Genomic DNA, 24433 nt, shown 5'->3' on the forward strand with positions numbered 1-24433 from the left:
ACTCCGGGTGCGGAGACTTAGCCGGTTACGCGAAGTCGGGGTCGGGCGAGGACGCGTAGGCAACGTCGACGCGGGGGCGCCAGCCGTTGTTCAGGATTCCGCCGGACTCTTCGAGGTAGCAGGCACCGCAGAGCGATTCGTAGGTGACGTCGACGCCATCGATCGCGACCTGGTCGCCATCGAAGATGTACACTCCGTCGACGGTGCGCGCGTTGAAGACTGCCTTGCGTCCGCAGCGGCAGATCGTCTTGAGTTCTTCGAGCGAGTGCGAGACCTCGAGCAGACGACGGCTGCCGGGAAACGCGACAGTCTGGAAGTCCGTGCGGATGCCATACGCAAGCACGGGAACACCCTCAAGAATCGCGATGCGCAGCAGGTCGTCTACCTGGGATTCGGTGAGGAACTGCGCCTCGTCGACCAGCAGGCACGAGACATCCACCCCCGTCTCGCGCTTGACGCGGGCACGCTCGACGTTGAACGCCTCGAGAATGTCGTCGGTCGGTGAGACGGTGAAATCGACGGGGCGCGAGACCCCGAGACGGGAGACGATGAGCGACTCACCCTTGGTATCCACGGAGGGCTTGGCCAGCAACACCTGCTGGTTGCGTTCCTCATAGTTATACGCGGCCTGCAGCAGCGCCGTGCTCTTGCCGCTGTTCATGGCGCCGTAGCGGAAGTAAAGCTTCGACACTTATCTGAGGTACCCGTCTTCTGCGGCTCGCCTGATCAGGTCTGCCTTTTTGCTGGCCGGCCGGTTGGCCTTTGCGTACTTCTCGCGCACGCGCCGCAGGTAGGTCTTCGCAGTCTCGTACTGGACGTTCATCTGCGAGGCAACCTCTGTGGTGCTGAAGCCCGAGACATACAGTTTAAAGGCTTCAACCTCCCCCGCGCTGAGCTTGGGCCGCACCTGCTGCGGCATCGCTCCCCCGGGCAGCGGGCGCCAGTCGCGCTGCAGCGTTGCGTCGTGGGCGATGCCCATCACGGTGCGTGCAGAGTCCATGACCTCGCGCATCGACATGGACTTGGTCAAAAAAGCGGATGCCCCTGCCGCCATGGCCCGGTCGTGCGACTCCTGCGTATCCAGGCTGGTCAGCACGATCACCTTGGCACCGGCGGCGCGGCACGTGCGCACGCGGGCCTCGATCGAGACCGATTCCTTCAGCTGGAAGTCGATGAACACCAGGTCCGTCGGAAACTGATCGCTGTGGACGAGTTGCAACCACGTGCTGGCGCTCAGCACCAGGTCGAAGTCGGGCGCGTTCGCCGCGATCCAGCTGGAGAGGCTATCGAGCAGCACCTCGTGGTCGTCGAGGATCGCGAGGCGAACCCGAGTGACTGGCGTGCTGACTACCCCCGGCTGCGCCCCCGACGCCGCTGGCGTCCGCGCCTCGCTACTGCTCATACGAGAACCTTAGTGTCAGATGTGTCTTATTGGTCGCTACACGCATGTGGGGAAACACCACCCGAACAGCGGCGAAATACGGTCGTAAATGCGCGTGCATCGCCCGCGGTTTTTTCGTCTGGGCGGTGATCACCATATCGGTGCTTTTCATGTCTCCCGTGACAACGGCCGAGAACCCCGCGGGTGTCAGCGACGATTCCGCGAACAGGGCCACGAGCAGCGCGCGTACCGAGACACGTTGTTCGTAGGTAAGGAGGTCGGCCAGCCGCGCGTCATCCCGAACCGCTGTCACCGCGTGGAGCTCGTAGCCGGCCTTGTGCGCCGACTCCTCGGCGGCGTCGGCCAGCCAGCCGCTGTTGACGTCCGCGATCATGATCGCGCGGAAGGCCTCGGAGATCGAGCGCGCATGCTCGAGGTCGGCGTCGGTGACCTGCTCGCTGCTGAGAAGATCACTGAAGAATGGCACGACCTCCTGATTGAGCACCGTCACGCGGTCCTGCTGCACCGAGCGGGCGAAGGCGGGCTTGAGCAGTGAGGCAAGTTCGAGGGACGCGGATGCCGCGTGCGCCTGCCACCGCTCGCGGGCGGTCACCGCGGCGTTCGCAAACTCGATACCGGCGGAGGTCAGGGCCACGACGGGCAGGATCCCGATGATGATCAGCACCGCCAGCGGAATAGGCAGGTTGAATCGGGCGGACTCGGCCGCGATGAGCACTACGAGAAAGCCGCCCGCGGCGAGGCCCACCATCGCCAGAGACCGGGCCGACCGGTACGGCGTGGCCGCTACCAGCAGGATGCCGAGGGTGATCATGCCCCACTGGTCCCGCAGCGTCATGTCGGTTGCCGTCTGCGCGAGCGAGCCGAACAGCGCGGCCAGGGCGCCGAGGCCCGCGACGGTCCAGTGGATACGCCCGGTGAAGGGCGCCCGCATCGGACTGGTGGCGTACACGAGAAGAGCGGATGCCACGATCAGGCAGAGAATCGCGAGCACCGTGAACACCGGCCGCTCGGTCTGCTCCCATCGGGCCAGCCCGAGGAGCAGGCCTATGACCGGCGCGGCAATGGCGGCGATATGCGTGAGGGGCAGCGCGCCGAGGGTGCCGAGCGGATCCAGCTGTTGGAGGCTGCGTTCCCGGAGGCCTGACCTGGTGCTCATGCGGACTCCTGCGGGCCAGCAGGCACGGTGAGGAGCACCGCAGTGCCGTTGCCCGGGGTACTCCAGATTTGCGCGGTGCCGCCGGACTGGGTCATCCGCCCCGTCACCGACTGCCGCAGGCCCAGCCGATCGGCGCGCGTGGACTTCGGATCGAACCCCTTGCCGCTGTCGAGCACCATGACCGAGACGGCCGTCGGGGTGCTGGAGACGATGACGTCCGCGCGGGTGGTGCCGGAGTGCTTGAGCACGTTGATGAGCAGTTGCTCGGTGGCGAGGGCGAGCGACTGGCGGCGGTCCGCGACCACTCGGATGAGGTCGTCGAACGCGCCGGACGTCTCGACCGTGAGTCCCTGTTCGCGCACCGCCTGGATTACCTGCACGACCTCGCACTTCGAAGGAGAGCCGAAGATCGGGTCTTCCTCCTCGGGTTCGGCGAGCCATTCCTGGCCGATCAGCACCACGAGGTCCTTCTCGAGGGTGCGGCGCACGAACGGATCGATGGCGCCGGCGGTTCCGCCGGCGACGAGCGAGAGGTGTCCGAGCACGGTGTCGTGCAGGAGAGCCGCGGCTCGGCTCTCGACCCGGGAGCGCACAACGGCGAATTGCTCGTCCCTGGCGGCCCGGTGAAGGCCCGCCTGGCCACGCGCAGCTTTGCGGCGGGCGGATCCCGCAACCACGCGAATGATCACGATCACGACGAGTGCGGCGAGGGACCCCATGTCGACCCCGGTGTGCATGCCGATGACCGCGGTGGAGATCTGGGCGGAGAGGGCTCCCGTAACGAATCCCGCGACGGGCCAGACGATCGATTCGGCAACCGTGCGCGCGGGGCCGCTCGTCATGACGAGAGCCACCAGCGGGAGATTGAGCAGGAACAGACCGTTGAGCACGGCCGCGGGCATCTGCTCGACCAGCACGACCGTATACACGGCGACGGCCACCCCGCTGACCGCCAGATAGAGAATCGCGTTCAGCCGTGTGGACCGCTGGTTCAGAACGGCGAGGAAGAACCCCATGGGCGCGAGGGCGATGAGCGCTGGCCACAGCGGCCGGTCCAAATAGACGAACTGGTACGCCACAACCAACAGAAAAGCCCCGGCCAGCACCACCGTCGCAATCGCGTGCAATGCGCGGGATAGCGATCGGTGGGTACTGATCGGGGCCAAATGGCTAGGGAGCCCAAGCGTCATGCCTGGACTCCCTAGATCACGATGAAGCTATTTACGCCTGAGTGCCGTGCGAGCGGTTGCGACGAACGATGGTCATCGCGGTGATGAAGCCAGCACCGATGACGAGCAGTCCGCCACCGAACCAGAAGTACGGAAGCGAGTCGGTACCGGTCTCAGCGAGTCCATCCGTGGTTCCGTCAGCGGCGTCAGCGGCCGTGTCAGCCGGAACGGCGGCGACGGTCAGCGTCTGGGTCTGGTTGAAGCTGGCGCCAACTCCGTCATCGGCCGAGACCGCGAGGGTGTAGGTGCTGCCGGGAGCAGCGTTGGTGGGGAGGCTCACGTCGAAGGTGAGCGAACCGTCAGCGGCAACCGCGACGGTGCTGGTGAGAGTTGAAGCTGCGGTGATGGTCGCCTCTTCGGCGGCCAGGTCACCCGTGAGCGAGATGTTCGCGGGGGTTCCGGGAGCCTCACCGGTCTCGGGTGCCGAGAACGTGATGTCTGCACCGGGAGCAGCGGTGTTGGCGCTGATGTCGCTCGGGTAGGTCTCGTCAGCGTTGGCTGCGGTCGTTGCGGTCAGTGCGAGTGCGGCTGCGAGAACGGCAACTGCTGCGATACGTGTCTTCACGATGGTTTCCCCCTTGGAAAAATTTGGGACGACGGTCAGGAATTCGGGTGCCGCCCCAGAAGATTGTGATGAGTCTACTTGGCGTATTCCGAAATTAGTACAGGTTGTCACGTTACGAAAGAGTAAACATTCGCTGTGACCCCATAGTGGGGCGCACGGCCCCTACTTGGCAAGAGCGAAAACTACTGGGTTCTCGTCCGCTTGGGCCGTCGTGTCTCCGCCTGGAGCCGTCGTGGTGGTGTCGCAGTCCAGGTAATTGTCGAGAGCTGTCGAGACAGGCCCTGCCATCGGCGTGTGTTCCAACGTCGCGGTTGTCGACGCGCCGACAGGACCAACGAAGCTAAAGGAGACCTCGGTGGACTCACCGGGAGCGAGCTGCACTTGGACCCCCGAGACTGCCAATCCATCGTGTTCGCTGTTCACGAAGGCCTTGGACTTGCCCCCAACGACAACTCCTGTGGCCGTTGATCCGGCGGGCGCATAGACGTAGATGCTTGTTTTGACATCTCCCATCTTCACGCCGTACGCACCGTCCCCGGTGACATACTTCGGGAGCGAGGTGGCGGCGTCCGCCGGCGCGGTGGAACGAAGCCGCACGCGAACGTCGAAATTGGGACGCTGGTCCGCCCGGCAGACGGCAGCCGAGATACCGATCGAGCTCTGGACGTAATAGTCCATCTTCGCGCCAGTGGCGTCGTTGAAATAAACACCGAACCCCGACGCATTCTTACTGCTCGTGGGGAGCGGACCCGCGAGGGTGGACGCGACCATTTGGGTCTGCTCCTCGGGGTGAGCGCTCCAAATGTGAATGCGGTGTTCGGCAGACGCATCACTCAAAGCGCTCAGCAGGGCGCCACTGTCCGTGGTTCCCTTCGTGAGTAGCCCGAAGATCTGGCTCGTCACCTGCGAGAAGAATTTGTCCTGATCATCGGGATCCGGAAACTTCGAGTACACCGTACTGAGAAGCGTCTCTGCTGCGTTGTCCGAAGTAAGGGTCACGCCCGACGATGTATCAACGGGGCCAGTCGCTTTCAGAATGTATCCGAGCGCAACCGGATCCACCGAGATCACGCCGTCGAGGGTCTGCCCAGTTTTCTGCTTCCACATTGCAGCCGCCAGTTCGCCCGACCGAGCGAAGTCCGGCGTGAACGTGACGTCCTGCATGTAGGTACCGAGAATGTTCTTGTAGAGAGTCTTCTCTTCTGTTGTCAGCGTCAAGACCGGCTTGGGGAACTGGCCTAAAGCGGTGGCGGACGACCGTGCGCCGAGGCTCAGCGCGCCGTCGTTCGCCTTGACGACCGCCAGTGCTCCGGGGATCCCGCCAGTCGCCCGCAGCTCGGAATTGTTCAATGACAGCAGTAGGTAGGTTCGAGGAGAGTCTCCACCCATCATGGACGGAAGCACCTGCGCGGCCGTTGCCAGCCCGTCGACAGTTTCCGACGTTGAGTCGACAACGCCGATGAGCTGATCGATGGCTTCACCCACCTGAGGAACAGTGTCTCGGGTATTAATCGCCTGCGCCTGCACGGTGGCACTGTCAAGCGCGTCACGCGCAGAAGCAAGCAGTGGAGCCGCAGTGGTGAAGATACTCAGGTCGATCTTGCCGTCTTTTGGAGAAAGACTGTCGACTGAAAAGGTCTTGGCCAATTCAGCAAGAGGCGGCAGGGCTTCGTCAGCTACCCCGTGGATCATTGCTGCGGCTTCGCGGAACGCTGTGAGATTTGCCCCCACGATGGGCAGTACTTCCGTAGCTCGCCAAATTGGATCCGAAGTTAGACTCTCCGCCTTAGCCGCGCGCTCTCTCAACTCGGCGACGCCGGAGGCGATCCCTGCCGAGTCTCCAGATACCGCATCGTCACTGATCGAGTGAACGAGCGGCACAGCGCCCAGCAGCTGATCACGCGCGATGAGCGCCCGGATCGCAACCCACAAGACCACAAAGAGCACAATTGCGACGACTGCCGCAACAATCCAGAGGATCAGACGACGTCGTGGCGACGGATTGGCGCGTCGGCCGCGGCGACTATGCGACGTGGTCGACATGCTCTCTCAATTCCCCTAGTTCGATTCCCTGAAATCGACGGACTTCGAGACTAATGCAGCAAAGCCTACGATTCGTCACGTGTAAAACCCTACGGGCGACCAAGTCCGCGGTAGGTCCAGCCCGCGTCCCGCCATGCGGCCGCGTCGAGGCAGTTCCGCCCATCAATAACAATCGCGCCGCGAGCCACCGCGGCGACAGCCACGGGATCGAGTTCGCGGAATTCTTTCCACTCCGTCACGACAACGACTACGTCGGCACCCTCGAGCGCCTCCATCGTATCTTCGGTGAGGGAGAGCTGTGGATGGAGACGACGAGCGGGAACCGTGGCTTCGGGGTCCGTCGAAGTCACATCAGCACCAAGTCCGTGGAGTCGCACTGCAACGTCCAGTGCCGGCGAGTCCCGGATGTCGTCCGAGTTCGGCTTGAAAGCCAACCCCAGGACCGCGACCTTCTTTTGATAGACGTTGCCGCCGAGCGCATCTACGACAAGCTGCACGACCCGGTCGCGCTGACGAAGGTTGATCGCGTCGACCTCTTTCAAGAAGGCCACCGACTCTCCGCGCCCGAGCTCTTCGGCACGCGCGGTGAACGCACGGATGTCCTTGGGAAGGCAACCACCGCCAAATCCAACTCCGGCGTTCAGGAACTTGCGGCCGATACGCGCGTCAAACCCAATGGCGTCTGCCAGCTGGGTGACATCAGCGCCAGTAACCTCGGCAATCTCTGCCATCGCGTTGATGAAGGAGATCTTGGTCGCAAGAAAAGCGTTGGCCGAGACCTTTACTAGCTCGGCAGTGGCGTAATCGGTGACGACGAGAGGCGTGTCCTTGGAGAGCGCTGTGGCGTACACCTCGTCCAGAAGCGCCTTGGCGTGCGAGCCAGCGTCGCCGGACGGAATGCCGTAGACCAGGCGATCAGGAGCGATCGTGTCTTGCACGGCGAAGCCCTCACGCAGAAACTCGGGATTCCACGCCAGGAGGGCGCCCGATCCAGCTGAAATCTTCTCGGCAAGGCGGGCGGCCGTACCTACAGGCACCGTCGACTTGCCAGCGACGAGATCGCCATCGGAAAGGAACGGGATGAGTCCGTCGATCGCCGCATTGACGTACGTCAGGTCCGCAGCCTGCTCACCCTTGCGCTGCGGAGTACCCACCGCAATGAAATGAACTTGAGAACCCTGAGCGTCAGCCATATCTGTGCTGAAGCGCAGTCGACCGGTCGCGATTGACGACGTCAGGATCTCGGGCAGCCCCGGCTCGAAGAACGGCGCCTCTCCACGAGAAAGCATTGCGATCTTCGCCGCGTCGACGTCGATCCCCACGACGTCATGACCGAGTTCCGCCATACTCGCAGCGTGGACGGCGCCGAGGTAGCCGCAACCAATTACAGACATCTTCATAGGTTCAATGCTTTCGTTCGGGTAAGTCGGCAATCGCTGATCCGCCGAAGCGAAGGTGTGAGCCGCGAATTGAGAATACCGGTTCAGTCCTGAATCGGTGATTTCTGAACGCGGCTACGCGAGATACTCCCGAAGGGCTTCTTTCGCGTCTCGAGGGACAAATCCAGTCGCGCGAATCTTGTCCAACACGAGAACACTGTTCAGTGGACGCGGCGCGATGGCTTTGCCAGCGAAGTATTCCGCCGTGGTTACGCCAGTGACGCGATCCGGATCGGCGCCGGTGAGACTGAAGACATCGCGAGCAATATCCGCCCAGGTAACCGTCTCGCCCTCGTTTGTCAGGTTGTAAACACCGTACGGCGATTTCGATGCAAGCAAATGATGGATGCCCTCAGCGATGTCGTCGGCAAAAGATAACCGCCCCACCTGATCTTCGACCACGCTCGGGTTGATACCTCGCTGGGCGAGGGACGCCATCGTTCGCACAAAGTTTGCGCCGTCCCCGACGACCCAGCTAGTACGCACGATGTAATGACGTGGCACCGTCGCCACGATCGAATCGGCCGCAGCCTTCGACTGCGCATACACGCCAAGCGGAGTGTGCGGCTCGTCTTCACCGTGCGATTCCAACTCGCCATCAAAAACGTAATCAGTCGAGATGTGAACGAGGGTCAGTCGATTTGCGGTAGCTACTCGTGCCATCTGAGAAGTAGCAGTGACGTTCGTCGCCCACGCACGGCGGCGACCATCTAGAGTTTCGGCTTCGTCGACGGCAGTGTAGGCAGCGGCGTTTATGAGCGTGTCGTACAAGGTCCATTCGACCGTGTCGTAGTCGGACGGATTTGTGATGTCGAATTCTGCATGTCCGAACGCGTCGGCGTCGGGGAACAGTTCGCGGAGCGCGCGTCCCACTTGACCGTTCGCTCCGAGAATCAGCGTCTTTTTCGAGGGCATCGGCGCTATCTCCGACAGCCGCGGGTGATTTAGATCCTTCTGCGAGAGTTCGGATTCAGACAGTGGAATCGGCCAGTCGATGGCTACCGTCTCGTCAGCGAGGTTGAGGAACGTGTACAGCGACTGAGACTCTGCATTCCAGTGCTCGTTGACCAAGTAGGTGTAGGTCGTTTGCGGTTCGAGAGTCTGGAACGAGTTCCCCACCCCACGCGGGATAAATATCGCAACCGAGGGATCCAGCTCAGCGGTAAACACCGCGCCGAACGAATCACCTTCTCGCAGATCAACCCATGCTCCGAAAACACGACCGTGGCCGATTGAGATGAACTTGTCCCACGGCTCTGCGTGAATTCCCCGTGTAGTTCCTACCGACTCGTTGAACGAGATGCTGTTTTGAACCGGGCCAAAGTCAGGCAGACCGGCGGCCAGCATTTTTGCACGCTGCCAATTCTCTTTGAACCACCCGCGGCTGTCACCGAAAACTGGAATGTCGAAGATCAGCACGCCAGGGATGGGGGTCGTGCGCATAGCCAGAGGCTTGTCTGCCTGCATCAGTTCTACTGTCCCTGCACCGCGTAGCGGGCTTCGGTTGCTTGCTTCTGGGGAAGCCACCATGCTTCGTTGTCGCGGTACCACTCGATAGTCGAGGAGAGTCCAGCAGCGAAGTCGGAGAACTGCGGCAACCAGCCAAGCTCGCTACGCAGCTTGGATGAATCAATTGCGTAACGCAGGTCGTGCCCCGCCCGGTCGACGACGTGGTCGTACGCATCGGTGGGTTGACCCAGCTGCTCAAGAATCATCTCAACGACCTCCTTATTGTTCTTCTCTCCGTCAGCACCAATGAGGTAGGTCTCGCCAATTACTCCGCTATTGAGGATGGCCAATACCGCTGAAGAGTGGTCGTCGGCGTGAATCCAGTCGCGCACGTTGAGGCCCGCGCCATACAACTTCGGGCGGACGCCGCCCAAAACGTTCGTAATCTGGCGAGGGATGAACTTTTCGACATGCTGATACGGACCGTAGTTGTTGGAGCAGTTACTGATCGTCGCCAGCACGCCGAAGGAACGAACCCAGGCACGCACGAGGAGGTCCGACCCAGCCTTCGTCGACGAATACGGGCTCGAGGGGTTGTAAGGAGTGTTCTCGGTGAACCTCTGGGGATCGTCCAGTTCTAGGTCGCCGTAAACCTCGTCGGTCGAAATGTGGTGAAAGCGATTGCCGTGCTTTCGAGCTGCCTCGAGCAGGGTGTACGTGCCAACGATGTTGGTTTCCAGAAACGGTCGCGGGTCGTGCAGGGAATTATCGTTGTGAGACTCTGCGGCATAGTGCACTACCTGCTCATGATCGGCAAACAGCCCGTCGACGAGATTTGAATCGCGGATGTCTCCGACAACGAGATTGAATCGATCCGAAGGCAGACCATCGAGTGACGCGCGGTTTCCTGCGTATGTCAATGAGTCCAGCACGGTCACGGAGTCATCTGTGTTCTCCAGTACGTAGTGCACGAAATTCGATCCGATAAATCCGGCGCCGCCGGTTACAAGAATTCTTCCCATTACTGATTACTTCCTCGCTCGGCATAAGCCATATCGTCGAACATGCGCAAATTTTTACGCTAATTAGTACGCGCCATCCCGTGCGACAACTGCCTTCAGCGTGCGCCACAGGATGACGAAATCTCCGGTCATCGACCAATTCTCAACGTAGTACAGGTCCAACCGCACACTGTCTTCCCACGACAGATTTGATCGCCCACTCACCTGCCACAAGCCGGTGATTCCTGGTTTGACGAGGAATCTGCGGTGTACGTGGTTTTCGTACTCCTGAACTTCTCGTTCCAACGGCGGCCTCGGCCCAACGAGTGACATTGAACCTGACAAGACGTTGAACAACTGGGGTAGTTCGTCAAGGCTGAATCGCCGGAGGAAGGCTCCTACTGGAGTGACGCGCGGATCATTCTTCATCTTGAACATCACCGCGTTGCCTTCGATCGTCTGGAACGGGCGCACCTCATCAAGGCGCTGCTCGGCGTCCATTGCCATCGAACGGAATTTCAGCATTTCAAACTGTTTGCCATCGAGTCCGACCCGACGCTGACGGAAGAACACCTGGCCGGGCGTGCTCAATCGCACACACATCCCGATGATCACCAGGACCGGTGACAAGATCAAGAGCAGCAGCGCAGACGCAGCGATGTCGAAGGTCCGCTTCGAGAACCGCTTAAGGCCCTCGTAGCTCGGGGTCTCCACGTGGATGAGCGGCAGACCCGCTACTGGCCGCATGTGAATACGCGGTCCACCGACGTCGGTGAGGCTTGGCACCAGCACGAGGTGCTGACGACCGGGCTCTAACGACCAGCTCAGCTCACGGATGCGTTCAGGGGGAAGCTCGTCGCTGCTCGTGACAACAACCGTGTCGGCGCCGTTTTGCTTCATGATCGCCTGAATGTCGTCAAGGTTGTTTTGCACCGGGATTCCACCGCGAAGAGTCCCCCCGAACGTATCTCCCGGAACGCACGCAGCGACAACGAGGTAGCCGGCATAGGGCGCACGAGCCAGATCGCGAGCGATCGCCGCGACGCTGTCGCGAGTCCCCAACAGAAGAACACGAGACGAATACAGGCCGCGCTCTCGCTGGCCGCTCAACCACTGGCGCCAGATCCATCGACTGGCGAGGAGAGCAAGTACGCCGACAGGCAGAGACATGAGAATGTACCCGCGCGCGAGGTCGAGCTGAAAGAGGAAGGCAACGATTGCCACAACTCCGAAGAGGCGCACGGTCGCATCCACGACCCGCTTGTATTCGGTAGGGCCAATTCCGATTACTCGAACGTCTCGGGTAGCGAAGGCGGCCAGAACAACCACCCAGCTGGCAATGAGGATGATCGAGATAAGGGTATAGCTCAGCCCAAAGCCTCCTCGATATTTCTCTATGTTGAGGCTCGAGTCCAATGTGCCAAACCACGCGATTTGAGTACCGACGACTGCCCAGGTAATCACGATCATGTCGGTGATCGCGACGCGCATCGCATACGACTTGGCCCAGTCGCGGTCCTGAGCCCAAGCTCCTCGACTGGATTCTCCGGCGCTCTGATCCACGTGGACGCCCGCCGTCATCGCCTGACGCCCGCGAGGCGTGAAATGGATGCTTCGATTTGGGCGACTGCGTTACCGATCTGCTGTTCGCACAAGTCGTAAATCTCCTGCGACTGCCGGAACGGGTCAATGACGTCATCGTCAACTGCAGATTCGGGCTGCTCTGCGTACCCACGTTGTGCAGCTACGAGTGGAACGTAGGAACGAAGGATGTCGACTAGAGACGAAGACTCGACTGGTGCGCCAGCATCTGGATCGTTGACGAAACTCGCAAGAACACGTGCCAATTCACGCAGCGTGAATGCCGAGCGGCCGGCACGGGGAAGCGTTCGCACAATCTCACTGCGGTGCGCGCGGGTAAGCGCTATGACGACATCGGCGTCAGCCACCAGGTCTCGAGTCAGACGTTGAGCTACGTGACCGTCATCGTCGCCACCGAGATGATGGGACGCCGCCTGCGCCTGAACTGGCATCGCCATACCGATTAATGCGCCGACGCCGGCGCTGGAAAATTCAATATTCGCACTGCCAAAGCGAGTTCGGAACACTTGCTCTGCGATGCGTGATCGGCAGATATTTCCTGTGCACACAAAGAGGACACGGAACACGTCAGATCCGTCCAACGACGACATACCGCACCTCCCATGTGCTCACTACTGAGCTTGTATCGCGTTTACGAAGATAACACGTGATAGAGCGTCGCGTTTATGAACATTACAAGCTCGAGCTTGGTCCCTGTCCCCAGTCCGGGGCGAGCTTCTTGGCGGCCGCCGCTGACTCTGAATTAACCCCAGAGCCTTCTTCGCCGTATCTGGTGTACCCGTAGTTCCCGTACCCATAGCGGCCATAACCGTAAGCATCAGGGCCCTTTGTCGGCATCATCGTCAGGATGACTCCGGCCACGGGAGCGCCGACGTTCTCCAGGGCGGCAATCGCCCCTGCGAGCTCACCCTTGTGCGTGCGACCAGCGGCTACCACGACGAGTGCTCCGCGGGTGAGCTTGCTCACTAGCGCGGCGTCCGTCACAGGCAACAGAGGGGGAAGGTCAATTATCACCACGTCAAAATGGGCCTCGAGATCGCTCAACAGAGCTGCCATGGCCTTCGAGCCCAGCAGTTCGCTAGGGTTCGGCGGCACCGCGCCGGCGGCCAGCACCATGAGATTACCTCGCCCCCAGGGCTGCAAAACATCCGCCAATTCGACGCGCGAAATGAGAACATCACTCAGCCCGACAGCGCCCTCAATGCCCATGTAATCAGCAAGCTTCGGACGCCTCATGTCCCCGTCAATAATGACAACCTTGGCGCCAGAATCAGCCAACGCAATGGCAAGGTTGGCAGAGGTAGTAGTTTTTCCTTCGCTCGGGATCGATGAAGTAATCACGAACGTTTTGGGGCCAGCTTCAACGTTGAGGAACTGCAAATTCGTGCGAAGGGTGCGGAACGCTTCAGCGCGTACGCTGTGCGGATCATCCTGAACGATCAGCGGTCGTTTCACGGCCGCTGGATCGTAGGCGATGCCGCCGATGATGGGCGCGCTAGTTATAGCGAGAACATCTCGCTCGCCACGAATGCGAGTGTCAAGCGTTTCACGGAGAATTGAAATGCCCAGCCCAAGAGCGAGGCCTATCAGGAGTCCGAGCACCAAGTTAAGTTGGGTGTTTGGCGAGATCGGCGCCGTGGGCACAGTTGCTTGCTGCATGACGCTTACTGAAACTTGAGAAGTTCCGGTGGCTGGCTCAGTGATGTCCGCGATCTGCTCGCGAAAACTGGAAGTTACAGCGTTCGCAATCGCGGCCGCATCTGTCGGCGAATCGTCAACTACTGAAATTGCAATATTCACGGTCTGAAGAGCCGCAGACGCGGAAACAGACTTGGCGAGCTGTTCCGCAGAAATGTCGAGTCCAAGACGCTTGATGGCAGGGTCCAAGACCCGAGGCGTACCGATCAGATCGGCGTAAGACTTAACCTGATTCTGGGCGAACGTGCCGCCTGTCGCCAGGTCGGTAACCGAACTTCCTGAGACGTTCACAAACGAGAGGGTCGACGCCTCATACTTCGGCGTAGTCAATATCGTCGCTGCCGCCGCTGCTGCCAACCCCACCAGCGTAAGCGCGACGATAACGATCCAGCGCTTGCGCAATATGCGCAAGTAGTCGCTTAGCTCCACCGAGACGGCCTTTCGTCGTGATACTTCAAGCAAAATTCAATAGCGCGCGGCGCAAGTGTTCGCCCCGGCTCCCCCGGCGAACAGAAGCCGCCGCAGTAAAGGTACCAGCCACAATAGGCGACGGCTCGACGCGTTTTACTGGTTCTGATCGGCAATAGTGATTGTCGCCGCGGTGCTAGCAAGCACTAATGCGACTCCCGCACCAGATTCAAGCATCACCGCCCGCGCGGACATAGCTCTATTCAGCAGAATGAGCGAGCCACCCAGTGAGGAAAGTCGCAGTGTCTTCCCAACCTCCTACCGCGTGGGTCGGCACTCCAAGTGCCTTCACCGGATAGTCGTTTCCCTCAGGATCGAGGCGGTCGCCGATGAAGAGCATCTCTTGAAGATCGATCGAAGTCAACTCCGCGAGACGCGTCATTCCGTAGGCCTTATCAATTCCTTGGCGAGTGATGTCGACGGATGTCGACCCTCCGGAACGCACCTCGAGATCAGGAATCAAAACCGCTACTTTCGACCGCAGGGTGTTCTTCTTTTCTCCCGTTGGATCCCACGCCATCTTGGCGGCGACTGGTGCGGCTTGGCCGAGCGCAGAGAAAGTAATCTGCGATCCGCGGTCCTCGAGAATCGGGCCCCACGTGTCACTTTCCCAGTATCCAAGCTCTCTGGCCGTGGATTCGACGGCATGCAGCGCTCGCGACTTTTCGTCCTCAGTCAGATTCTGTGCGTAGATCTGCTTCCACGTTCCATCGAAGCGGTAGTACTGCGTACCGCAAGTCGGCATCAAGTGAAGCCGTTCGAGTTTCTCGGCAGCGACATCAGGAAGCTCGTCGATGATCTGAGCTTTGAACTGACCAAACTGACCTCCGGAAATGACGCAAACCTCGACACGATCGAGCAAGTCAACGAGGAGTTCAATCATCCGGGGATCGAGCGGTGACTTGGACGGCGCGAGGGTGTCGTCGAGATCGAAGGCAAGAAGACGGGGAGAGGAAGGCACACAAATCCTTAATGCGGGGAATAGGTCGGTACACAGTACCCGGAGGACTCTGAAGGGGATTCAATCAGGGCTAGTTTGCGATCTCCAAGACCTTTGCGGTTTCTGCCATCGTTTTCTTCGCGAGTGCTGGATTATCTGAAAGCTTCTTGCCGAAGGTGGGAACCATTTTGTTGATCTTTGGGGTCCAGACGTCCATGCGATCAGGGAAGCACTGGGCAATTAGGCCCAGCATGATGGGCACCGCCGTCGACGCTCCCGGCGAGGCCCCCAGCAGTCCCGCAATCGTGCCATCGGCAGCCGCGACTACCTCAGTGCCGAACTGAAGCGATCCGCCGTTAGGACCGTTCTTTATGACCTGCACCCGCTGCCCAGCCGTTATTGCGTACCAGTCGCCCGGGTCGCTATCGGGATAGAACTCTTTCAGGGAAGCGAATTTTGCCTTCTTGCTTGCAGCAAGCTGCCCGACTAGATAACGAACCAGGCTGAGATTGCCGACGCCAGCCTGAATCATCGGAATGACGTTGTGATGACGCACGGACTTGATGAGATCGAACCACGACCCAGTCTTCAAGAACTTCGGGCTGAAGCCAGCGTAAGGACCGAACATCAGGCTTGCAGTACCATTCACCACTCGTTTGTCGAGGTGAGGAACGGACATCGGTGGCGATCCCACTCCCGCCTTTCCATAGACCTTTGCCTCATGACGAGCGACCACCGCGGGATTGTCAGTTCGCAAGAACTCGCCGCTCACTGGGAAGCCTCCAAAGCCCCTGATCTCGGGTATTCCGGACTTCTGAAGCAGGTTCAATGCGTTCCCACCCGCGCCAACAAACACGAAGCGTGCGTTGACGCTGCTGGGCGTGTGCCCGACTTCGTTCCGAATGTGCAGCTGCCAGGTTCCGTCCTTCTGGCGCTTGATTCTTTTGACCGTCTGCTCCAAATTGAGCGTTCCGCCGTTGTCGGACAAGTAGTCAACAAGGAGCCCGGTCAGTGCGCCAAAATCCACGTCAGTTCCCGCCGCCATGTAGGTTGCGGCGATCGGCTCGGCCCTCTTTCGGCCAGGAATCAAGAGCGGCGTCCACTTACGAATTATCGACGCTTCTTCGCTGTACTCCATGCCTGCAAACAACGGATTGTCTTTCAGCGCGGCGAAGCGATTGCGAAGGTACTCCACGTTGTCGGCTCCCCACACGAAGCTCATGTGTGGGGTCGCGTTTATGAACGACTTCGGATGAGGCAGCGCGCCAATGTCGATCAGGTGTGACCAAAACTGGCGAGAAACTTGAAATTGCTCGTTTACCTTGATCGCGCTGTTTATGTCTATAGAACCGTCTGGCATCTGCGGTGTGTAATTCAACTCACAGAGGGCAGCATGGCCAGTCCCGGCGTTATTCCACGGGTTGGAGCTCTCTAGCGCAACTCCGCTCAGCCGCTCAAATATCTGGATGTCCCAACTAGGTTCAAGCTGCTTTAGCAGAGCACCAAGGGTGGCGCTCATGATTCCGCCGCCGATCAAAGCAACATCGATGTTCTTAGTCACGTCGACAGCATAGGCCGAAGCGATATGAACCGATAGGAACGTGATCGTTGCTCACCCCAATGCCAATGCACGGGGAAGGGGGCTTTTCCACCTGCGTAATCGTCCGCATCCTGCACCCCCTAATTCACCGGCAGAGTCAATCAGCGTCCAGAAACCATGAACGTGACGTCCCGTATGATTAACGGGATTTGGTGGGCCAAGTCACTGATCCGGGGGGAGTGACTCGCATGCGCGCTATCGACACACGCACGCGAGCCCTGCCTGGACGCAAGATGATTGCGGCGGCCCACGCCGCACGTTCACCGGATTGGACACGCCATCGCAATCAAGCCTAGCCAGAAGTCTTTAGTGATCATCGGCACCCGTGGGTACCCGAGTTATTACGGGGGATTCGAGACTGCCGTTCGAAAGCTGGCACCTTACTTAGCCGAACAGGGGTGGGATGTCACCGTGTACGGGCGTAAGGGCTCGACAAGGCAGTCCGATCCCGGGCGAGACGATCGCGTGCGCTCGATCGAGACGCGTGGTCTGGAAACCAAATCAGTTAGCACGTTGTCGTACGGATTTACAGCGGTGATAAGCGCTTTGCGTCGAAAGCCCGATGTGGCCCTCGTGATGAATGTCGCAAACGGATTTTTCCTGCCGCTGCTCAACGCCCGAGGCATCCCCAGCCTTGTAAACGTGGATGGGATTGAGTGGGACAGAGCTAAGTGGGGACGCATCGCGAAAAGCGTGTTTCACGCTGGCGCTCGGGCAACTGCTCGGCACGGCACGCGAATGGTTTATGACTCCGTAGAAATTGGTCGACGATGGCGCACTGAATTCGGACTAGACGGAGAATTCATTCCATATGGCGGGGATGTACCCGCTGACCTACCGATCGAACCGGGCCTCACCCACCGAGGATTCGTTTTGGTCGTCGCCCGTTTTGTACCTGAGAACACAATCCCGGAATTTGTTTCCGCTGTGTCAGAAATCAGTGCACGTTGGCCAGTAGTGATTGTGGGTTCATCTGGGTATGGCGGTGAGATCGAGGCCGAGGTTTCTCGACTCGCAAAAACAGATGCCAACGTACATTGGTACGGACATGTAAGCGACGACGATCGATTGATGTCGCTTTGGCAGCATGCTGGGGTCTATTTTCACGGACACAGCGTGGGTGGAACGAATCCCGCGCTGGTTCAGGCGATGGCAGCGGGGGCACCAACCGTTGCTCGGGACACGGCCTACAATCGGGAGGTGTTGGGAGACGCAGGCATCTTCGCCGACCCGACTCCCGATGACATTGCGGAGAAGATTAACTCCCTGATGGAAGACCAAATCGCACAGTCCGATTTGAGTGTTCGCGCGCACGCCCGAGCTGTAGACGTCTACTCATGGCAATCAGTTTGTGAGGCTTACGAGCGAGCGCTTTTGGCTCTAGTGAAGGCAAGATAATGCGAATTGCTCTGGATGCGTACTGGTGGGTGTCCGGTCCTCCAAGCGGCCGGCTAGTCGTCATCGAACTTGCGAGGGCTTGGTCGAAGACCTTCCCAGATGACGATCTGGGTCTTGCTGTTCGGTCGCGAGACCAGGATGCGGTCAAACAGGCAATGCCGAGTGTCACTCTCATTCCGCTGCGGCTGTTTCCTCATGCTCTCGCCATGGCGGTTGAACTGCCTTGGCGACTTCGGAATACCGACAGGCTTGCTATTACCCAAAATTTTGCTGCGTTGAGCAAAAACTCCGCAGTCTTCATACAAGATGTCTTGTTCCTCAGTAACCCGGAATGGTTTAGCAACGTTGAACGCGCCTACCTGTCCCTCATCGGCAAATTAGTACGTAAGTCCACGACCGTCTTTGCATCGTCTCACTCCGAGGCAGCTCGAATTTCAAGGTTTATTCGCCGAGCCAAAGCACCGACAGTCGTGGGCCTCGGAATGTCCACGGGACTCGCGACCGCCGCACCAACACGGCCCGGCCGACTCCCCCCAGTGAACAGTTACTTTCTTTCGGTCGGGCGATTGAACGCTCGAAAAAATCTCGGTCGCGTCATTGACGCAGCTATTCTGTCTTCTGCAATTCGCCCTGACTGCCCGCTGGTGATCGTAGGTGAGGAGAACGGACTCTCATATGAGACCGATCCAATCGCGCAACTGGAAATCGATAACGGCTCCGTTGTGTTCTTGGGCCGCGCCACCGACAGTGAACTTCGGTGGCTGTACGAACATTCTCTCGGTCTCTTGTATCTTTCTCTGGACGAAGGGTTCGGCTTACCTCCAGTGGAAGCGGCAGCGTTCGGAATCCCCTTGGTGCTGAGCGAAAATGCCGTCATGCGCGAGGTTAACGGGAGTGGGCCAATCTATGTGGACCCGTTCGACGTCAATGCCATAGCCGCAGCTATTGATGTTCTGCGTGCTGGCGGACAACGCCTCCAGACCCATTCCCCCATTCGGGAATGGGCCGACGTTGTACGAACCATCCGAGCCAAACTAGCGGAGACTTCTACGGAGTCAGTGCAGTGAGGAGAGTCGTTGCTTTTCTGTACAAGGCCGTCCGCGGCAGAGAGCTCGGAGACTCACCTACTTCTGTATTGATGTCCCTGTTATCCGGCTATGGAAAAATGGCGTTTAGGGGCCTGTTGCGCAGCAGACGCTACTCGCAGTCCGCCCAGCCCCACTTCGTTGGTGCGAGAGTAATCATTCAGAATCCGAAATGGCTCTCTACTGGCAAGAACGTCGTCATTTCCTCCGATACTAAGATCGATTCCTATTCAGCAAACGGAATCCGAATTGGCGACCGTGTGACAATCGGTTCTTTTTCCAGCCTTTTGGCGACAACTGTTGTCCGAGAGCCAGGCACGGGAATCTCTATCGGTTCGGATTCAGCCATCGGTATCCGCAACACGCTATGGGGACAGGGCGGGCTCATCATTGGCAAGAACTGTCTTCTAGGTCCGGACGTGGTGATAATCACCGAAAATCATTCCTTTGCCTCATTGTCCGAGCCGATAATGACTCAACTCGGTTCACGAGATGCTGTGGTAATTGAGGATGATTGCTGGCTCGGGGCTGGAGTGAAGGTACTCGCGGGTGTCACCATCGGAACGGGCGCGGTAGTGGGCGCGGGGGCGGTAGTCACGAAGTCGATTCCGCCATATTCGATTGCTGTGGGAGTTCCGGCAAAGATTGTTGGTACACGAAAATGATGAACTCCGAGTTCTCAACAAGCCCGACGGTCACAGTCCTCATCGTTACCTACAACAGCAAGCACGTCATTGATGCTTGCTTGGGCCCGCTATCCGATGGGTCCTTGGAAATTATCTGCATCGACAACGCCTCTACAGATGGAACCCCGACACACATTCGAAGCCGTTACCCAACAGTGCGCGTCATCGATAGCGGATCCAACCTTGGTTTTGCCAAGGCTGTAAACGCAGGAGCAAAGCAAGCATCAGGCTCGAATTATCTCCTGCTGAATCCTGACGCGATTATTGAATTGGAATCGGTAAATGCGCTGTCGTCACTTCTAGCCGCTGATAGCTCCCTCGGCATTTGCGCTCCACTAGTGTCGGATCCGGAGTCGGAATTCGCAACGATCGGTGCGGGTCTTAAGCCAAGTATCTGGCGCATGTTTCTGCACTCCTCGGGTCTGTCGCGGTTGAGCGGGAGCTTGCCGTTCATGACGGGCCACTATCTGATACCTCGCAACATTGGTAACAATCTCACGACCGTGGACTGGGTGTCCGGCGGATGCCTGATGATCAGGAGTTCAGCGTGGGTCGCGGCGGATGGCTTATCAGAGCGTTGGTTCATGTATGCAGAGGATATTGATCTCTGCTTGAGAGTCGGTCGAAGTGGTTACGGCGTTGTTGTCGATTCGAACGCGACAGCGATCCACGAAGTCGGCGGCAGCAGCAGCAATGTCGATGGCAGAGTGAGCACAGTCTGGATCACGAACCTCTTCGATCTTTACGCAACCACAATTGCTCGCACCTCTCACGGACCACTCGCATGGAAAGCGATCGTTGGCGTCGGTTTTAGAGGCCGCGCCGTCGCGTACCGAGCGCTGGCGATAGCGAGACCCAGGAAGAAGTTGCAAGCACTCCGTAACGCACACAGATTTTCAATCTATGCAACCGCTCTAGCTGCCGTTCGGCCCGACAGATGAACCGACGGCTCACCGCGCCACGTCGCCCTTCGGCGGTCCAAGGGGATGGGTCCGGGGCTCCCACGGTTGCGCGTTTTTATCCAGTCGCTCGATTAGTCCACATCGAACGCATCCGTGATTCTCGTGAAATCGAGTTTTTCTATTCCTCGCATAGAACTGACTGGAGCGAATCACTTGCATCCTCCCTGCCTAACGTTCACCGAGTCAATTACTCCCAACTCCTTTGGCAAGTCTGGCGGCGTAAATTTGCACTGCTAGAGATACCCGAGCCATTGGCGCTTCCGCTAATCCCAAAATTGCTCGGATTGGCTACCCTTGCGAGGCTGTCAAGGCTGACGGGAAGATCCGGAACCCGCTTAGTTACCTACGCAATTGAGAATATGGACGCCGTCGACAAATTGCGGTCAAAGCTTCCGCTACCGGCAAGTGTAATTAGAGCCCTATTGCGCTGCGCCCTTCGGCCAGTCATGCGCGAGCTAACGAAAATCGCCTTCGGCACGCCAGCGGCCGAGCACAATTACGCGGAGTTGCTTGGCGCTAATTACGGTGTGAGTTCAGTCCGGGTTCAGAGCAGGATTTTTCTGGGCCTGCCTGCGGCATCTCAAACCACAGTCGCTCGAGAAAATAACCAGGCCTGTTTTGTTGGGTCTTTTGAAGACCGAAAGGGCATCCGCGAGTTGCTTGATGCCTGGCCGGAGGTTCTGCTCGCTATCCCAAATGCCAAGTTGGAGATTTTGGGACAGGGCCCCTTAGAAGGTCTGGTGCATACTGCAGCGCGCAAGATGGCAAGCGTCGAGACGTCTCTCCATCCATCACGCGAGACGATCGAACGCACCCTAAGCCTTTCTCACGTTCTAATTCTTCCCTCCGTTCGCACTGCGACGTGGCGAGAGCAGATTGGCCTACCAATCGTAGAAGGACTCGCTGAAGGCTGCGAAGTAATCACGACAGACGAAACAGGTCTGGCGAATTGGCTGCAGCTTAACGACCATCTGGTGCTTACTAAGCCCACCCGAGCGCAGCTTGCCGCCGCGATCGTCATGGGTCTTTCGAGTACGCGCACTGCGCCCGAGGCAAAGAGCCTCTTGCCCGCAATTGACGGTCGACACGCCGCAGATCAATGGCTAACACGTGAACCGCCGGACAGCTCCATTTTGAGAGGGTGACATGATTGCGACTCTCATTGTCGGCGCAGTCGCCGTACTCATATTTCCACTTCTAATTTCGAAGTGGCGATGGTCTTGGTTCCTGTACGTTCTTTGTCTCGTCAGTAACGGACTGGGACTCGAATTCAGCGGGGCCGTGCTTCGCCCTGAACATGTAGGTCTGTTGCTGTCACTCGCGGTGCTCGCTGGCGCCAGACGAGAGACGGGACAGACCCGAGTGCGGACTTTCTCCGCTGCAGTTTGGATCCCACTAATAATTTGGCTTCTCTTTGGCGTGTTCGCGAGCATTGCTAAGTCCCCCGAAGTTATCTCGAGCATCTATATCGTGTCGTGGACTGCTTCCAGCCTTCTCGCGATGTGGATCATGTCGCGAAACAGCGCGCCTAGAGTTGAACTCGTCGCTATCGGGTCCTATGCGATCGCGCTAGTCAGCGTTCTGTCGGTCCTGTCATGGCTGGGAGGCACCTTCGCAGGACTCACAACGCCTTTATCCGGATACAACGCCGGCGAAGTTATACAGCGAGTGTCAGGGCTCGCTTTTGAGCCCAACCTAATGGGCGCAATCGGGTCGCTTTGGATTGCAGTCATGGTGTACTGGAGACGCTCGCTCAACCGACGCGTCAACAGCCTCGTGTGGATAATCGCGCTGGCGACAATTCTCACGATGACAAGGGCCGCTTGGGTGGCCCTCGCAGTCATTGTTGTCTTCGCACTAGTCCGAGATCGATCTCGCGCCGTCCAAAACATAGGCGTAGTTATCGTCTCCATCGTGGTCGTACTCGGCTCCTTGGCGTCCGGAGCGCTGAATTGGCTCACGCCACTTACGGACCGCGCCACGTCCTTGTTCGATCTAGAGAGCGGCACGGGAGGATTCAGGGCACGTTCGTGGGCAATGGCCTTCGATGACATATCCGCACAGAACTCGCTGTTCACGGGACTTGGGGTAAATACCTTCGAACAGCGCCACGCCGATCTCGTGCAGGCCGGCTTAGCTGACTATCTGTCCAATGCCTGGATCGCCCAGTTATACGACGTTGGTCTTCTCGGGCTTTGCGCGGTCATCGTTGGCCTGATATTCGTCTGGTGGTCGACTCGTAGAAGAGGAGACAGCATTGCCTTCTTCGTCGCACTTGCCATCACCACTGCCTTGACTAACTCATTGTGGTTCGCATTTGGATGGGTGTTCATGACGTTGTTCGACTTTCGTTCTCGAATCGTGCCGAACGGTGGCATCGACCAAAAACGACCGACGCAGCAAGACTTAGTCAATGGTCGAGTTAGCGCCGCAGCTAGCAATCGAGAAACAACTACCGGGCCAACGAGAGAACCGAAATGAAACGAGTTCTCGGCCTTCTGGGCGGCTATTCAATTTCGGTTATCACTACCGCGGCGGTCGGCCTACTTGTCATACCTTTCGTCATCCGTACCACTGGTGACTCTGGATGGTCCTCTTTCGCCGTGGGGCAGTCGGCGGGGTCGGTAGCCGGGGTACTGATAGCGCTCGGCTGGGGAATCAGCGGACCGACGTTAATCGCGGCGAGTTCCGGTCCAGATCAAGTTGCCATCGCGCGCGCCTCTCTGATTTCGCGAATCATCATTTCCCCGCCCGTACTCATTCTTAGCTCGATTGCGGCGTGGTTACTCGCTCCGGGCGATCCGATTGCGGCGGTTCTATCCTGTTTGGCGACTTCGACAGTCGGACTCGGCATGACCTGGGTATTCGTGGGACAGGGACGTCCGACCGAACTATTCGTCCTTGACACGTTACCGCGAGCAGCAAGCACCGTCGTGGGCGGGGCGGCCCTGTTGGTTACTGGGAACCTTTGGACTCTCGCCGCCTGCCAACTCGTTGGCGGGCTAATAGCGGTAACAGTTTCTTCGGTGAATTCGACAGCGCCGCGTGCACATCTGCCGGGCCGGACCTGGAGCGTTCGCGTGGGTATTCGAGAAACGCGATCTCAGATCTACCCATCAATCACAGCGATAACTGCGTCCATATACCTCGCTTTGCCAACCCTAGTGGTGGCGGCCACGGCGCCGCAGGCTACTGGCGCGTACGCACTCGCAGACAGGCTAGGTCGATTCAGCCTGATGGCTCTGACCCCATTCGGTCAGTGGCTCCAAGGATGGGTTCCGAGGTTGGGCCGCCACCACACCGATACGCCCGCTCGGATCAAAAAGGGACTGAATGCGGCTACTGTCGCTGGCATCGGTGCTGGGATTGGCGTAGCCTCACTCGGCCCCTGGCTTGCCCACCTACTGGGCGGAAGCCACGTGTCGGTAACTTTTGCGCTTGCGGCATTCGTCGGCATCTCCGTGGCGATGTCAACGATATCTCGCGCATCGGGAATGGCTGGACTTCAGACCCTTGGTATGTCCAAGGCCGTGGCGATCAGCGCTGTTGTAGGCGCTGCCATTGGCATCCCGCTCTTACTCGTATCGGTGCCTGTTTATGGAGCCGTCGGCGCAGCAGCTGCAGTAGCGGCGGCAGAGACTGGAGTGACGCTCGCGCAAGGCATTAGATTACGAAGAGTCTTGGCAGGCATCGCGGCCCACGGATAACAC

Annotated in this window: 21 protein-coding genes; 7 read left to right on the forward strand and 14 right to left on the reverse strand. The window is 59.0% G+C overall.

Features of this window, described 5'->3' with window-relative positions:
* Nucleotides 1-25 precede the first annotated feature (25 nt).
* The 14 genes from HB677_RS04790 to HB677_RS04855 all read right to left on the reverse strand — a co-directional run bounded on the left by HB677_RS04790 (nucleotide 26) and on the right by HB677_RS04855 (nucleotide 16598).
* On the reverse strand, nucleotides 26-691 hold the full coding sequence (locus HB677_RS04790; protein WP_213814519.1) for a thymidine kinase: 666 nt from the start codon (nucleotides 689-691) through the stop codon (nucleotides 26-28).
* A complete protein-coding gene (locus tag HB677_RS04795) occupies nucleotides 692-1402 on the reverse strand; it encodes a response regulator (RefSeq protein WP_213814520.1) in 711 nt (236 codons plus the stop codon).
* Complete coding sequence (locus HB677_RS04800; protein WP_213814521.1) at nucleotides 1392-2558, reverse strand: hypothetical protein; 1167 nt, start codon at nucleotides 2556-2558, stop codon at nucleotides 1392-1394. Before HB677_RS04800 ends, HB677_RS04795 begins: the two co-directional genes overlap by 11 nt.
* Nucleotides 2555-3637 (reverse strand): sensor histidine kinase, encoded by a 1083-nt coding sequence (locus HB677_RS04805; protein WP_213814522.1) that lies wholly within the window; start codon nucleotides 3635-3637, stop codon nucleotides 2555-2557. The genes HB677_RS04800 and HB677_RS04805 overlap by 4 nt, the downstream gene beginning before the upstream one ends.
* A gap of 142 nt (nucleotides 3638-3779) precedes the next feature.
* Nucleotides 3780-4352, reverse strand: a complete 573-nt coding sequence (locus HB677_RS04810) for a hypothetical protein (RefSeq protein ID WP_213814523.1) — start codon at nucleotides 4350-4352, stop codon at nucleotides 3780-3782.
* Between the two features lie 162 nt (nucleotides 4353-4514).
* Nucleotides 4515-6395: a DUF4012 domain-containing protein gene (locus HB677_RS04815; protein WP_213814524.1), complete on the reverse strand. Its 1881-nt coding sequence runs from the start codon at nucleotides 6393-6395 to the stop codon at nucleotides 4515-4517.
* A gap of 89 nt (nucleotides 6396-6484) precedes the next feature.
* A complete protein-coding gene (locus tag HB677_RS04820; RefSeq protein WP_213814577.1) occupies nucleotides 6485-7795 on the reverse strand; it encodes a UDP-glucose/GDP-mannose dehydrogenase family protein in 1311 nt (436 codons plus the stop codon).
* A gap of 114 nt (nucleotides 7796-7909) precedes the next feature.
* The gene (locus HB677_RS04825) at nucleotides 7910-9301 is read right to left on the reverse strand and encodes a bifunctional dTDP-4-dehydrorhamnose 3,5-epimerase family protein/NAD(P)-dependent oxidoreductase (RefSeq protein WP_213814525.1); all 1392 of its coding nucleotides are present in this window, start codon (nucleotides 9299-9301) and stop codon (nucleotides 7910-7912) included.
* 5 nt (nucleotides 9302-9306) lie between these two features.
* Complete coding sequence (gene rfbB / locus HB677_RS04830) at nucleotides 9307-10305, reverse strand: dTDP-glucose 4,6-dehydratase (RefSeq protein WP_213814526.1); 999 nt, start codon at nucleotides 10303-10305, stop codon at nucleotides 9307-9309.
* Nucleotides 10306-10368: 63 nt separating this feature from the next.
* Nucleotides 10369-11775, reverse strand: coding sequence for a sugar transferase (locus tag HB677_RS04835; protein ID WP_213814527.1), 1407 nt, complete (start codon nucleotides 11773-11775; stop codon nucleotides 10369-10371).
* Between the two features lie 86 nt (nucleotides 11776-11861).
* A complete protein-coding gene (locus HB677_RS04840; protein ID WP_213814528.1) occupies nucleotides 11862-12452 on the reverse strand; it encodes a low molecular weight phosphatase family protein in 591 nt (196 codons plus the stop codon).
* A gap of 106 nt (nucleotides 12453-12558) precedes the next feature.
* Entirely contained in the window at nucleotides 12559-14013 is a 1455-nt protein-coding gene (locus HB677_RS04845; protein ID WP_213814529.1) for a polysaccharide biosynthesis tyrosine autokinase, read from the reverse strand.
* 238 nt (nucleotides 14014-14251) lie between these two features.
* Nucleotides 14252-15013: an HAD-IIB family hydrolase gene (locus HB677_RS04850; protein WP_213814530.1), complete on the reverse strand. Its 762-nt coding sequence runs from the start codon at nucleotides 15011-15013 to the stop codon at nucleotides 14252-14254.
* Between the two features lie 70 nt (nucleotides 15014-15083).
* Nucleotides 15084-16598, reverse strand: a complete 1515-nt coding sequence (locus tag HB677_RS04855) for a malate:quinone oxidoreductase (protein WP_307852482.1) — start codon at nucleotides 16596-16598, stop codon at nucleotides 15084-15086.
* A gap of 303 nt (nucleotides 16599-16901) precedes the next feature.
* On the opposite strand from HB677_RS04855, the gene HB677_RS04860 reads away from it, so the two are divergent.
* The 7 genes from HB677_RS04860 to HB677_RS18940 all read left to right on the forward strand — a co-directional run bounded on the left by HB677_RS04860 (nucleotide 16902) and on the right by HB677_RS18940 (nucleotide 24430).
* Complete coding sequence (locus HB677_RS04860) at nucleotides 16902-17990, forward strand: glycosyltransferase (protein ID WP_307852480.1); 1089 nt, start codon at nucleotides 16902-16904, stop codon at nucleotides 17988-17990.
* Nucleotides 17990-19057, forward strand: coding sequence for a glycosyltransferase family 1 protein (locus HB677_RS04865; protein ID WP_213814532.1), 1068 nt, complete (start codon nucleotides 17990-17992; stop codon nucleotides 19055-19057). Before HB677_RS04860 ends, HB677_RS04865 begins: the two co-directional genes overlap by 1 nt.
* On the forward strand, nucleotides 19054-19740 hold the full coding sequence (locus tag HB677_RS04870) for a DapH/DapD/GlmU-related protein (RefSeq protein ID WP_213814533.1): 687 nt from the start codon (nucleotides 19054-19056) through the stop codon (nucleotides 19738-19740). The genes HB677_RS04865 and HB677_RS04870 overlap by 4 nt, the downstream gene beginning before the upstream one ends.
* A complete protein-coding gene (locus HB677_RS04875; protein ID WP_213814534.1) occupies nucleotides 19737-20702 on the forward strand; it encodes a glycosyltransferase family 2 protein in 966 nt (321 codons plus the stop codon). Before HB677_RS04870 ends, HB677_RS04875 begins: the two co-directional genes overlap by 4 nt.
* A 467-nt stretch (nucleotides 20703-21169) precedes the next feature.
* Nucleotides 21170-21868 carry a glycosyltransferase family 4 protein gene (locus tag HB677_RS04880; protein ID WP_213814535.1) on the forward strand — a complete coding sequence of 233 codons (699 nt, stop codon included), beginning with the start codon at nucleotides 21170-21172 and terminating at the stop codon, nucleotides 21866-21868.
* Between the two features lie 586 nt (nucleotides 21869-22454).
* Nucleotides 22455-23204, forward strand: a complete 750-nt coding sequence (locus HB677_RS04885; RefSeq protein WP_255546226.1) for an O-antigen ligase — start codon at nucleotides 22455-22457, stop codon at nucleotides 23202-23204.
* A gap of 755 nt (nucleotides 23205-23959) precedes the next feature.
* The gene (locus tag HB677_RS18940; RefSeq protein ID WP_374193778.1) at nucleotides 23960-24430 is read left to right on the forward strand and encodes a polysaccharide biosynthesis C-terminal domain-containing protein; all 471 of its coding nucleotides are present in this window, start codon (nucleotides 23960-23962) and stop codon (nucleotides 24428-24430) included.
* Nucleotides 24431-24433 lie beyond the last annotated feature (3 nt).

Origin of the sequence: Glaciihabitans sp. dw_435 (assembly GCF_018449675.1) — a bacterium.
Classification (GTDB): Bacteria; Actinomycetota; Actinomycetes; order Actinomycetales; family Microbacteriaceae; genus Glaciihabitans.

What these genes read in the sequence shown, in the direction of transcription:
- HB677_RS04865 (WP_213814532.1), top strand. Translation starts at nt 17,990, where the DNA reads ATGCGAATTGCTCTGGATGCGTACTGGTGGGTGTCCGGTCCTCCAAGC.
- HB677_RS04885 (WP_255546226.1), top strand. Translation starts at nt 22,455, where the DNA reads ATGGTGTACTGGAGACGCTCGCTCAACCGACGCGTCAACAGCCTCGTG.
- HB677_RS04880 (WP_213814535.1), top strand. Translation starts at nt 21,170, where the DNA reads ATGCGCGAGCTAACGAAAATCGCCTTCGGCACGCCAGCGGCCGAGCAC.
- HB677_RS04835 (WP_213814527.1), bottom strand. Translation starts at nt 11,775, where the DNA reads ATGCGCGTCGCGATCACCGACATGATCGTGATTACCTGGGCAGTCGTC.
- HB677_RS18940 (WP_374193778.1), top strand. Translation starts at nt 23,960, where the DNA reads ATGGCTCTGACCCCATTCGGTCAGTGGCTCCAAGGATGGGTTCCGAGG.
- rfbB (WP_213814526.1), bottom strand. Translation starts at nt 10,305, where the DNA reads ATGGGAAGAATTCTTGTAACCGGCGGCGCCGGATTTATCGGATCGAAT.
- HB677_RS04875 (WP_213814534.1), top strand. Translation starts at nt 19,737, where the DNA reads ATGATGAACTCCGAGTTCTCAACAAGCCCGACGGTCACAGTCCTCATC.
- HB677_RS04800 (WP_213814521.1), bottom strand. Translation starts at nt 2,558, where the DNA reads ATGAGCACCAGGTCAGGCCTCCGGGAACGCAGCCTCCAACAGCTGGAT.
- HB677_RS04825 (WP_213814525.1), bottom strand. Translation starts at nt 9,301, where the DNA reads ATGCAGGCAGACAAGCCTCTGGCTATGCGCACGACCCCCATCCCTGGC.
- HB677_RS04795 (WP_213814520.1), bottom strand. Translation starts at nt 1,402, where the DNA reads ATGAGCAGTAGCGAGGCGCGGACGCCAGCGGCGTCGGGGGCGCAGCCG.
- HB677_RS04815 (WP_213814524.1), bottom strand. Translation starts at nt 6,395, where the DNA reads ATGTCGACCACGTCGCATAGTCGCCGCGGCCGACGCGCCAATCCGTCG.
- HB677_RS04820 (WP_213814577.1), bottom strand. Translation starts at nt 7,795, where the DNA reads ATGAAGATGTCTGTAATTGGTTGCGGCTACCTCGGCGCCGTCCACGCT.